Below are 10,247 nucleotides of genomic sequence, written 5' to 3'. Positions count from 1 at the left end.
CTGGCCCTCGGCGACGGCCCCACCCCGGCCGTCCCCGACATCCGCCGCGCCGCCCGCCTGGCCGCCGCCGTCCGCACCCTCGCTGCCCTCACCGCCGCCCTCCTCCCGAGCCGTGCCTGACGGACCTTCTGCCCCTCCGCGACCTGACCTGACGTGAGGTGCGGGAGGATGCAGCGGATCGAGGGAGGAATCGAGGGAGGAAACGTGCGGGGTGGATTGCTGGTCGCGGGGACCACGTCGGATGCGGGCAAGAGCGTGGTGACGGCGGGGATCTGCCGGTGGCTGGCGCGGGAGGGCGTGCGGGTGGCGCCGTTCAAGGCGCAGAACATGTCGCTGAACTCGATGGTCACCGTGGACGGCGCGGAGATCGGGCGGGCGCAGGCGATGCAGGCGCAGGCCGCGCGGATCGAGCCGGTGGCGCACCTCAACCCGATCCTGCTGAAGCCGGGGAGCGATCGGCGGAGCCAGGTCGTGGTGCGGGGCAGGCCGATCGCCGACGTCGACGCGATGGAGTACCGCGAGCTCAAGGACAGGCTGCGGGAGGTCGCGCTCGACAGCTACCACGTGCTGCGCGAACAGTACGACGTGGTGATCTGCGAAGGCGCGGGCAGCCCCGCGGAGATCAATCTGCGGCGCGGCGACATCGCGAACATGGGTCTGGCGCGGGCGGCCGAGCTGCCGGTGGTCGTCGTCGGGGACATCGACAGGGGCGGCGTGTTCGCGGCGCTGTACGGGACGGTCGGGCTGCTCGACCCCGCCGATCAGCGGCTGATCTCCGGATTCGTGATCAACAAGTTTCGGGGCGCGCTCGAACTGCTGCGCCCTGGCCTCGACCAGATCGAAACGCTGACCGGACGGCCCGTCCTCGGAGTGCTGCCGTGGCAGCCCGGGATCTGGCTCGACGTCGAGGACTCGCTCGGGCTCGACGCCGCACGCCCCGGCACCGGAGCGCCCCACGGGGACGAGACACTGCGCGTCGCCGTGCTGCGCTTCCCTCGGATCTCCAACTTCACCGACCTCGACGCGCTCGCCTGCGAACCGGGCGTCTCCGTCCGGTTCGTGACGACGCCGGGCGAGCTCGCCGACGCCGACCTGATCGTCCTGCCCGGCTCCCGCGCCACCGTCTCCGACCTCGGCTGGCTGCGCGACCAGGGTTTCGCGCCCGTCCTGCGGGAGCGGCGCGTCCCGATCCTCGGGATCTGCGGCGGCTTCCAGATGCTGGCCGGGACCATCACCGACGAGGTCGAGTCGAAGGCCGGCGAGGTCGACGGGCTGGGCCTGCTGCCCGTCACCGTCACCTTCGCCCGCGCCAAGACACTGCACCGCCCGACCGGCGCGCACTACGGCGAGCCCGTCCACGCCTATGAGATCCATCACGGGCAGGCGCGGGTCGAGGGCGGCGCCCCGTTCCTGGACGGCTGCGAACACGAAGGCGTCTACGGGACGACCTGGCACGGCGCGCTGGAGAACGACGGTTTCCGCCGCGCGTTCCTCACCGAGATCGCCGCCCGCACCGGCCGCGCGTTCGTTCCCGCGCCCGCCACGAACTTCGCCGAGCTGCGCGAACAGCAGCTCGACCTGCTCGGCGATCTCGTCGCCGATCATCTCGACACCGGTGCCCTGGCCCGTCTGATCGACGGCGGCGCGCCCGCGGGGCTGCCCGCGCTGCCGCCCGGCGCACCCGCTCTGCCGTGAACCGGAGCTCGCGCGCGGCGGCTGTGGCGCAGGCGCTATCGTGAGCGCCCGGAGCCCGCGTGTGGAGGAAATCGTGACCGAGCCGTACGACCTGATCGTCCCGATCATGGGGGCGCGGGTCCCGGTCGAGGTCCGGCTCGACTTCCCGCTGTCGGCGCAGGACGTGCCGCTCCGCGAGCCGTTCGCCGGCGACCTCTACCTGTCGTACGGGCTGGATCTGCCGCCCGGCGAGGACGGGCGTCCCCGGTTCGAGCCGATCACCCCGCGCCGCCTGGTCGAGCTGGGCCTCCGCCAGGACGCGCTCCGTCCGAAGGCGGCGGGCAACCTGCGGGTGCGCCGCCCCGACCTGGCGCTCAACTGGTTTCCCGACGTCCAGGCCGTCACCGTGACGGTCGGCGGCGATCTGGAGGCCGGGCTGCTGCTCGACGAGGCGTTCCTCGACAAACTCGCCCAGGACGTCGAGGGCGAGCTCGTCGTCGGTGTGCCCGCCCGCGACGTCTTCACCGCGACGGGCTCCGCCGACGAGCAGGGCCTCGCCAAGCTCCGCTGGGTCGCCGACCGGGTCTGGGCGCGCGGCGACCACCTGCTGGTCCGCGACCTCCTGGTCCGCCGCGACGGCGCCTGGCTTCCCCTGCCGGGCTAGCTGGTACCGGCCGGTACTTCAGCACGGGACAAAGGTTCCTGACCCAAATCGACGGTGCAGGACCGTAACTCGTCGTAACCTCCTGGTGACCCCCTGGCACAAGGAGCGGCTTCGATGACGCAGCTGATGCCCGACCTGTCCGTGCTCGCCCTGCGCGCCCCCGAGAATCTCGCGGTGCTGCTGGCCGAGCGCGCGCTGACCTACGGCTGGCGGGACCGGACGGCCTTCCGCTGGAGCGACGGCACCAGAACCGAGACCATCACCCATGGCCGGGTGCACGAGTCCGCGGCGCGCGCCGCCGGAGTCCTCGCCGAGCGGGGGGTTCGGGCGGGCGGCCGGGTGCTGATCGTCCTGCCGGACGGCCCAGGACTGGTGGCCGCGCTGCTCGGCACCTTCCATCTCGGCGCGGTCGCCGTCACCGCGAGCCCGCACGCCACGGCCGAGGACCACGCCCATATCCTGCGCGACGCCGATCCGTGGATCGTCGTCTGCGAACCCGGGCTCGCCGACCGGTTCGGTCCGGTGATGCTCGCCCGCGACCTGCTCGCCGAGACCACCGGACGGCCGGTCCGGATCCCGCCGCCCGCCCGCGTCACCCACGCCACCCCCGCCTACGTCCAGTACACCTCGGGCACGACCGGGCCGCCGAAAGGCGTGATCCACCGGCACGGCGACCCGCTGGCCTACTGCCGGGCCTCCGGCAGAGCCCTGGAGGTGGGCCGTGACGACGTGCTGTTCTCGGCGTCCAAGGCGTGCTACCCGTGGGGTTTCGGGGTGACGGTCGTGTTCACGCTCTACTTCGGGGCGTCGGCGCTGCTCTGGCCCGACCGGGCGGGCGGCCCCGGCATCGCCGATCAGCTCCGCCGCCACCGGCCGACCCTGCTGTTCACCACACCTCCGCTGTACGCGTCGCTGACCAGCACCGGGGGCCTGCTCGGCGGCCCCGGCGGTTCGTTCGGAGGCTCGCTGCGCGCGGCCTGCACCGCGGGCGAACCGCTGCTGCCCGCGCTGCGCGACCGGGTGGAACGCGCGCTGGGCTGCCCGCTCCTGGACGGCCTGGGCTCGACCGAGGCGGGCCACACCTTCGTCGCCAACACCGTGCGCCGCCGCCGCGACGACACCCTCGGCGTGGTGCTCGACCCGTACGAGATCTCCATCCGCACCGGCGACGGCCGTGAGGCCGCCGAAGGCGAGACCGGCTCCCTCTACGTCCGCGGACCGTCGATCATGGCCGGCTATCTCAACCTGCCCGAGCGGACCGCGAGCGCGCTCGACCCCGGCGGCTGGCTCGCCACCGGCGATCTGGTGCACCGCGACGCCGACGGCTTCATCCACCACCACGGCAGGGCCGAGGACCTGGAGCAGCTCGAAGGCGGCCGAAGCGTCGCGCCCGTCCTGCTGGAACGCCATCTCGGCGGCCACCCGGCCGTAGCCGAGGTGGCCGTCGTCGGTGACGGCCGCAGGCTCCGCGCCTTCGTCGTCCCGCTCCCTGGCCTCGACCCCGCCACCCACCTGCGCGAACAGCTCCTGGGCCGCACCGAGGGCGGCGTTCAGGAGATCACCTTCGTGCCCGGTCTTCCCCGCAGCCCCAGCGGCAAGATCCGCCGCTCCGTTCTCCGCCAGTGCCTCACCGACCCCCGCTGATGGGAGCTACCGGAGCTGGCGGAGGCCGTCGCGGAAGGCCCGGGTGTCGACATCGCCGAAGAGGGTGCGCTGCACCATGAAGCCGTGGATCAGCGCGACGAGGGTGCGGACCACGGAGATCGCCGGGACGTCGCGGGTGATCAGCCCGGTGCGCTGGTAGAGCTCGACGTACCAGAGCAGCGCCTTGGTGAACTCGGCGCACGCCCCGTCGACCTGCTCGTTCAGGACCGTGGCGCGCAGCGCGGCGCTCCAGACCCGGACGGCGAGCATCGGGAAACCCTCCTCCGTGTGGGGGAAGGACCCGGCGGGCTCGGGCATCCGGCCGAAGGCCGCGGTGAACACCTGGGCGATCTCCCCGGCGGTGTCGTCGGCGAAGGCCGTGATCACGTCGTCCATCGTCGGGAAGTAGCGGTTGACCCCGACGAAGGGGACCTTGGCCTCGGTGGTGACGTCGCGCATCGAGGTGGAGTGGAAGCCGTTGCGCAGGAAGCAGCGGCGGGCCGCGTCCAGGATGAGGGTGCGGCGGGTGTCGGGCAGCGGTTCGGGGAGGTAACCAGGCTGGGTGCGGGACATGCGGCCCAGGATCGTGCTCCCCGGCCGCCGCGAGCGCCCCCGACACCGCGCCCCGGCGGAGGTATGGGCAAGGTGATCCGCTGCCTTGAAGTTTCCTCACGCGGCCACCTTCACCTGGGGTTCTTCGGGCTGGTCCCGCAGCTCCAGGAGGGGCAGGACCAGCCCGCCTCCGACCAGGAAGACCACGAAGATCACGGCGACCATCACATAGAGAAGCATCATCATGACTCCACCTTGCACCAGGGCAGTGACAGAACGCATCGGGCGCGAGGGGGGCCCACTGTCCGACTCAAGTCGGATACCAAGTTGGCCCCCTCCTTAAAGTCCAGGTCGGGAATACGTACACTTCGGGGAAATCGCCCGCGTTTTCGAGCCATCCCGGGAGGCACGCGATGCCGTGCGGACTGTGCGGGGACATCATCCCCACTGAGGTCGCCCGCTGCCCGGCCTGCGGCGCCTGGTCCCGGCGCAGGGACTTCCGGGCTCTGGCCGTCGGGCTGTTCATGCTGCTGGGCTTCAACGCGTTCCTGCTGATGGGGTCGGCCGTGAGTCTGATGCGGATGCTGCCGGGGCTGCGCTCGGCGACCAACAGCTCCTATGACGCCGCCGCGACCGGCACGACCCTGCGGACCTACGACGACGTGTTCATCATCGCCGGCGCCATGGTCGTCCTCACCGGGGCGCTGTTCGTGGCCTGGCTGTGGCGGGCGCACGAGCAGGCCACGGGGCCGCTGCGCCACCGCCGGATCTGGACGCTCGCCGCATGGGCCGTCCCGATCGGCAACCTCTGGATCCCGCCGCGCCTGATCCACGACATCTGGACGGCTTCGGCCCGCTACCGGATGGCCGAGCGGCACGCCGTCGGCGCGGTCGTCCTGGCCTGGTGGGGGAGCCTGCTCGGCGCGGTCTGCCTGATGGGCCTGTTCCCCGCCCTGGGGACGGGGGTGCGCGGCGACGCGCTGCTGGCCGTCCAGGTCGGAGTGGCGGCCGACGGCCTGATGGCCCTGGCCGCCACCCTCTGCATGGGCATCGTCTTCCAGATCACCCGCCTCCAGCTCCGCTAGCCCCGGCGCTCAGTTCCAGGCCCTGGCGAGCTGCCATCCAGCGTTCTCAGGCTCGAACCGCAGCTCGTAGACGCCCACCTCCCGCTCGGGGCTGGCCTCGACCCGCCAGAACTCGCGGATCATCCCGTCGGACGCCTCGGCGCCGCGCCAGTCGCGGGTCGACACCCAGTGCTCCATCACCCGTCTGACGACGAACAGCCTGTCCCGCCAGACGAACCGGGCGGGGTGGCCGTCGGGCCCGCGCCACACCTCGACCGGGTCTCCATAGACGCGGTTCACCCAGATCTCCCCCCTGGACCTACGAAGAAGTTCCGTTCGGGGGAAGACGAACGAAGGCTCGTTCGAAAATATTATCGAACGAGCCTTCGCCTGGGCAAGCGGATCAGACGTGGACGGCCGCGCCCTCGACCTTCCGGCCGGCCTTCACGAACAGCCCCAGCGAGGCCGCGAGCAGCGAGATCGCCGCCGCCACCCAGAACGCCAGGTGCATCCCGTCGATGAAGGACAGGTGCGCCGCCTTGGTGATCAGCGCCGCGATGTCCGGCGTGGTGTCCGGCGGGACCGGCGCGATACCGGCCGAGACGATCTCCTTCATCTCGCCGACGGCCGCCGGGTCGGGCGCGGGCAGCCCGACCTCGGTGAAGTTGCCGGCGAGCGTGGAGCCGACCTTGGCGGTCATCAGGGCGCCCAGCACGGCCGTGCCGAGCGCGCCACCGACCTGCATGGCGGCGTTCTGCAGCCCGGACGCCACCCCGGCCATCGAGACGGGAGCGTTCCCGACGATGATGTCGGTCGCGCCGACGAAGACCGGGCTGAGGCCGAGGCCGAGCAGCACGAACCAGGGCAGGGTGTCGGCGAAGCCGCCCTCCAGGCCGAGCCTGGTGAGGCCGAGGAACGCGGCGGCGGCCAGCAGCGGGCCCACCACCAGCGGGATCTTCGGGCCCAGCTTGGTGATCATGATGGCGGCGACCGGCGAGCCGACCATCATGGAGAGCATCATCGGCAGCAGCCGCACACCGGAGTCGACCGGCGAGAGCCCGTGGACGCTCTGCATGTAGAAGGTCAGGAAGAACAGCGCGCCGAACATGCCGAACGCGACCAGCAGCATCATCACGGTGCCCAGCGAGATGCTGACCGACCGGAACAGCGACAGCGGGAGCAGCGGCTCGGCGGCCTTGCTCTCCCAGAGGACGAACGCCGCGAACAGCACGATCGCGCCGCCGAAGAAGCCGAGGGTCTTGGCGTCGCCCCAGCCCCACGCGGACGCCTTGATGATCCCGTAGACGATCGTGAACATCGCGCCCGACAGCAGCAGGATGCCCGGCACGTCGAACCCGGACTTCTCGCCCTTCTGGTTCTTCAGCACGAAGAAACCGATGGTGAAGGCGATGATCCCGACGGGGACGTTGATGAAGAACACCGACTCCCAGTTGACGTGCTGCACGAGCAGCCCGCCGACGATCGGTCCGGCCGCCGTCGAGGACGCGATGGCCGCGCCCCAGATGCCGAGCGCCATGTTGAGCTTCTCGGCCGGGAACGCGGCGCGCAGCAGGCCCAGCGCGGACGGCTGGAGCATCGCCCCGAACACGCCCTGGAGCACGCGCATCACGATCAGCATGGTGATGCCCTGGGACAGCCCGATCGCCAGTGAGGTCACCGCGAAGCCCGCGATGCCCGTCATGAAGACCGTCTTGTGCCCGAAGCGGTCGCCCATCTTGCCCGCGGTGATCAGGAAGACGGCCAGCGCGAGGAGGTAACCGTTGGTCACCCACTGGAGCTGGGACAGGGTTGCGTCCAGGTCGGCGCCGATCGACGGGTTGGCGATCGCCACGACGGTGCCGTCGAGCGTCACCATGATGACGCCGAGCGCGACCGCGAGGAGCGTCAGCCCGGGGCGTCCGCCCGCCGCCGAGTCCTTCCCCACCTTGGACGCCTGTACGGCGGTCGCCGCCTGCGTCATAGTTACCCCCACTTGAATACGGCTAGAATGCACCCATTATGTCAGCGGCTGACACTTGACATGTTGTGTGATGAGTCACTCCCTGACGTGTGGCACCCTCGGAGGAGGAGGTGGCGATGACCACGGGCGGTCTGCGTGAGCTGAAGAAGCAGCGCACCCGGCTCGCGCTCATCGACGCGGCGCTGGAGCTGTTCCTGCGGAGCGGATACGAGCAGACGACGATCGACGAGATCGTCGGCGCGGTCGAGGTGTCCCAGCGGACCTTCTTCCGCTACTTCGGGAACAAGGAGGACGTCGTCCTCGGCGTCACCGACGTGTTCGACCAGACCATGGTGGACAACCTCCGCGAACTCCCCGACGAACTGACCCCCGAGCAGGCGCTGCTCCGGTCGATGGAACTGATCCTCGACGACGTCAGGGAGACCGACGCGATCGAGCGCGAACGGCTCCGCCGCATCCGCGAAGTGATCGAGAACACGCCCGCGCTGATCGCCGCCCAGCTCGCCCGGCAGAACCGGATGCTCGCCGTGCTGACGGTCGAGATCGGCCGCCGGATGGGGCTCGACCCCGACACCGACCTGCGGCCCGCGATCCTGGTCTCGATCTACCAGGGCGCGGCCAGGGTCGGTTTCGAGCAGTGCGCGTCACACCAGGTGTACGACCCGGGCACGGTCGTCGAGCGCGTCGAGCAGTCGGTCGCGATCGCGCTCGGCGCGTTGCGGGAAGATTGGGCGCGGTCCTGAGGTTGCCTTCGGGCAACGGCCGTTTCCCTTGAGTTCCCGGAGGTAGTCCATGCGCGCGATCGTCGTCACCCGGCACGGTGGCCCGGAGTCACTCGTCCTCGACGAGGTGCCGGAGCCGGTGCCGGGCCCCGGCGAGCTGCTGGTGAAGGTGGCGGCGGCGGGCGTCAACTTCATCGACTGCTACCACCGGGAGGGCCGCTACCCGACCGTCCCCCCGTTCACCCCGGGCATCGAGGTGTCGGGCACCGTCACGGCTCTCGGCGAGGGCGTCACGGAGTTCGCGGTCGGCGACCAGGTCGCCTCGGCCGACGCGCGCGGCGGCTACGCCGAACTGGCGGTAGTCCCGGTGGCGAAGACCTTCGCAGTGCCCGCCGGGCTCGATCTGAAGACGGCCGCCGCGGCCCTGCTCCAGGGCATGACCGCCCAGTATCTGGTCCGCTCGACCTACCAGGTGAAGCCCGGCGACGACGTCCTGGTGCACGCCGCGGCGGGCGGGATGGGCCTGCTGCTCACCCAGCTCGTCAAGCTGCTCGGCGGACGGGTGATCGGCACCGTCTCCACCCCGGCGAAGGAGAAGCTCGCCAGGGACGCGGGCGCCGACGAGGTCCTCGGCTATGACGGCTTCGCGGCGAAGGTCCGTGAACTGACCGGCGGACGCGGCGTGGACGTCGTCTACGACGGCGTCGGCAAGACCACCTTCGAGGGCAGTCTCGACGCGCTGCGCGTCCGCGGTCTGCTCGCCCTGTACGGCGCCGCGAGCGGTGCCGTGCCCGCCGTCGACCCGATGCGGCTGAACGCCGCCGGCGGGGTCTATCTGACCAGGCCGGGCCTGCACCAGTACACCCTGACCAGGCAGGAGACCGCCGAGCGCGCCGCCGAGGTGCTGGGCTGGGTGGGCTCGGGCGAACTCCGGCTGCACATCGGCGGGACCTACCCCCTCGCCGACGCGCAGGCCGCCCACGCGGACCTCGAAGGCCGACGAACTACCGGTAAGTTGCTGATCATTCCGTGACATGTACCAGAATGGGCGGATGGATGAACGCATCGGCCCCTACGAGCTCGTCGAGCGCATCGGCCGCGGCGGCATGGGCACGGTCTACCTGGCGCGCGACCCGCAGGGACGGCAGGTCGCGGTCAAGGTCATCAACACCGAGCTCGCCGACGAACCGTCCTTCCGTGACCGCTTCCGGCGGGAGGTGACCGCCGCACAGAAAGTGCGGCGGTTCTGCACCGCGAGCGTCCTGGACGCCCGGCTCGACGCCGAACCGCTCTACGTGGTCACCGAGTACGTGCCGGGCCCCGACCTCGACACCCAGATCCGCGAGCACGGGCCGATGCACGGGTCGTCGCTGGAGCATCTGGCCGTCGGGGTCGCGACGGCGCTGAGCGCGATCCACGGCGCGGGCATCGTGCACCGCGACCTCAAACCGCAGAACGTCCTGCTGTCGCCGGTCGGCCCGCGCGTGATCGACTTCGGGATCGCGCGGGCCCTCGACACGCTCGTCGCCGCGACCAGAACCGGCGCGATCATCGGCACGCCCGCCTACATGGCGCCCGAGGTCATCCAGGGGCAGGACGCCACCGAGGCCGCCGACGTGTGGGCGTGGGGCTGCGTCGTCGCCTACGCGGGCACCGGCACCGCGCCGTTCGCCGCGCAGAACGTCCCGGCCGTCATGTTCGCGGTCGTCCAGAACCCGCCGAACCTGGACGGGCTGGACGAAGGCGTCCGGAAACTGGTCGAGGCCGCGCTGTCCAAGGACCCGGCGGCCAGGCCCACCACCCAGCAGATCCTCGAAGCGCTGACCGGGCAGACCAGACCGGAGGCGGCGACCCTGGCCGAGGCCGTCCAGGCGAACTGGTCGCCGCCCGCCGCACCGCCCCCACCCGGCTACGCCCCGCCCCCGCCCGCTGGGTTCGGGTCTCCG

11 protein-coding genes are annotated in these 10,247 nt (G+C 71.3%); 7 read left to right on the top strand and 4 right to left on the bottom strand.

All coding sequences use genetic code 11. The annotated features are described in order from the left end of the window. Positions 1–204 precede the first annotated feature (204 nt). The 3 genes from ACYVE7_RS20995 (at position 205) to ACYVE7_RS20985 (ending at position 3,982) form a co-directional block, all read left to right on the top strand. On the top strand, positions 205–1,695 hold the full coding sequence (locus tag ACYVE7_RS20995; protein WP_460366672.1) for a cobyric acid synthase: 1,491 nt from the start codon (positions 205–207) through the stop codon (positions 1,693–1,695). 73 nt (positions 1,696–1,768) lie between these two features. Continuing rightward, on the top strand, positions 1,769–2,338 hold the full coding sequence (locus ACYVE7_RS20990) for a DUF1444 domain-containing protein (protein ID WP_460366671.1): 570 nt from the start codon (positions 1,769–1,771) through the stop codon (positions 2,336–2,338). A gap of 114 nt (positions 2,339–2,452) precedes the next feature. Continuing rightward, a complete protein-coding gene (locus ACYVE7_RS20985) occupies positions 2,453–3,982 on the top strand; it encodes an AMP-binding protein (protein WP_460366670.1) in 1,530 nt (509 codons plus the stop codon). 6 nt (positions 3,983–3,988) lie between these two features. On the opposite strand, the gene ACYVE7_RS20980 is transcribed toward ACYVE7_RS20985, so the two are convergent. Beyond that, complete coding sequence (locus tag ACYVE7_RS20980) at positions 3,989–4,555, bottom strand: TetR/AcrR family transcriptional regulator (protein ID WP_460366669.1); 567 nt, start codon at positions 4,553–4,555, stop codon at positions 3,989–3,991. 96 nt (positions 4,556–4,651) lie between these two features. Next, entirely contained in the window at positions 4,652–4,780 is a 129-nt protein-coding gene (locus ACYVE7_RS20975) for a hypothetical protein (RefSeq protein WP_460366668.1), read from the bottom strand. A 167-nt stretch (positions 4,781–4,947) separates the two neighbouring features. Here ACYVE7_RS20975 and ACYVE7_RS20970 point away from each other — a divergent pair, with 167 nt between their 5' ends. Next, positions 4,948–5,619 (top strand): DUF4328 domain-containing protein, encoded by a 672-nt coding sequence (locus ACYVE7_RS20970; RefSeq protein ID WP_460366667.1) that lies wholly within the window; start codon positions 4,948–4,950, stop codon positions 5,617–5,619. Positions 5,620–5,628: 9 nt separating this feature from the next. On the opposite strand, the gene ACYVE7_RS20965 is transcribed toward ACYVE7_RS20970, so the two are convergent. Further along, positions 5,629–5,898 carry a DUF6504 family protein gene (locus ACYVE7_RS20965; RefSeq protein WP_460366666.1) on the bottom strand — a complete coding sequence of 90 codons (270 nt, stop codon included), beginning with the start codon at positions 5,896–5,898 and terminating at the stop codon, positions 5,629–5,631. 103 nt (positions 5,899–6,001) lie between these two features. Further along, positions 6,002–7,579, bottom strand: coding sequence for a DHA2 family efflux MFS transporter permease subunit (locus ACYVE7_RS20960; protein ID WP_460366665.1), 1,578 nt, complete (start codon positions 7,577–7,579; stop codon positions 6,002–6,004). A 116-nt stretch (positions 7,580–7,695) separates the two neighbouring features. On the opposite strand from ACYVE7_RS20960, the gene ACYVE7_RS20955 reads away from it, so the two are divergent. The 3 genes from ACYVE7_RS20955 to ACYVE7_RS20945 form a co-directional block, all read left to right on the top strand. After that, positions 7,696–8,322: a TetR/AcrR family transcriptional regulator gene (locus ACYVE7_RS20955; RefSeq protein WP_460366664.1), complete on the top strand. Its 627-nt coding sequence runs from the start codon at positions 7,696–7,698 to the stop codon at positions 8,320–8,322. Between the two features lie 49 nt (positions 8,323–8,371). Continuing rightward, positions 8,372–9,334 (top strand): quinone oxidoreductase family protein, encoded by a 963-nt coding sequence (locus ACYVE7_RS20950; protein ID WP_460366662.1) that lies wholly within the window; start codon positions 8,372–8,374, stop codon positions 9,332–9,334. A 19-nt stretch (positions 9,335–9,353) separates the two neighbouring features. Further along, positions 9,354–10,247 (top strand): serine/threonine-protein kinase (locus ACYVE7_RS20945; protein ID WP_460366661.1); only part of this gene is annotated, 894 nt, incomplete at its 3' end.

The organism is Actinocorallia lasiicapitis (genome assembly GCF_054778695.1).
The sequence above is the reverse complement of the archived record's forward strand: the minus strand, read 5'-3'. Positions and strand labels throughout refer to the sequence as shown.

What these genes read in the sequence shown, in the direction of transcription:
- ACYVE7_RS20985 (WP_460366670.1), top strand. Translation starts at nt 2,453, where the DNA reads ATGACGCAGCTGATGCCCGACCTGTCCGTGCTCGCCCTGCGCGCCCCC.
- ACYVE7_RS20980 (WP_460366669.1), bottom strand. Translation starts at nt 4,555, where the DNA reads ATGTCCCGCACCCAGCCTGGTTACCTCCCCGAACCGCTGCCCGACACC.
- ACYVE7_RS20975 (WP_460366668.1), bottom strand. Translation starts at nt 4,780, where the DNA reads ATGATGATGCTTCTCTATGTGATGGTCGCCGTGATCTTCGTGGTCTTC.
- ACYVE7_RS20970 (WP_460366667.1), top strand. Translation starts at nt 4,948, where the DNA reads ATGCCGTGCGGACTGTGCGGGGACATCATCCCCACTGAGGTCGCCCGC.
- ACYVE7_RS20960 (WP_460366665.1), bottom strand. Translation starts at nt 7,579, where the DNA reads ATGACGCAGGCGGCGACCGCCGTACAGGCGTCCAAGGTGGGGAAGGAC.
- ACYVE7_RS20955 (WP_460366664.1), top strand. Translation starts at nt 7,696, where the DNA reads ATGACCACGGGCGGTCTGCGTGAGCTGAAGAAGCAGCGCACCCGGCTC.
- ACYVE7_RS20950 (WP_460366662.1), top strand. Translation starts at nt 8,372, where the DNA reads ATGCGCGCGATCGTCGTCACCCGGCACGGTGGCCCGGAGTCACTCGTC.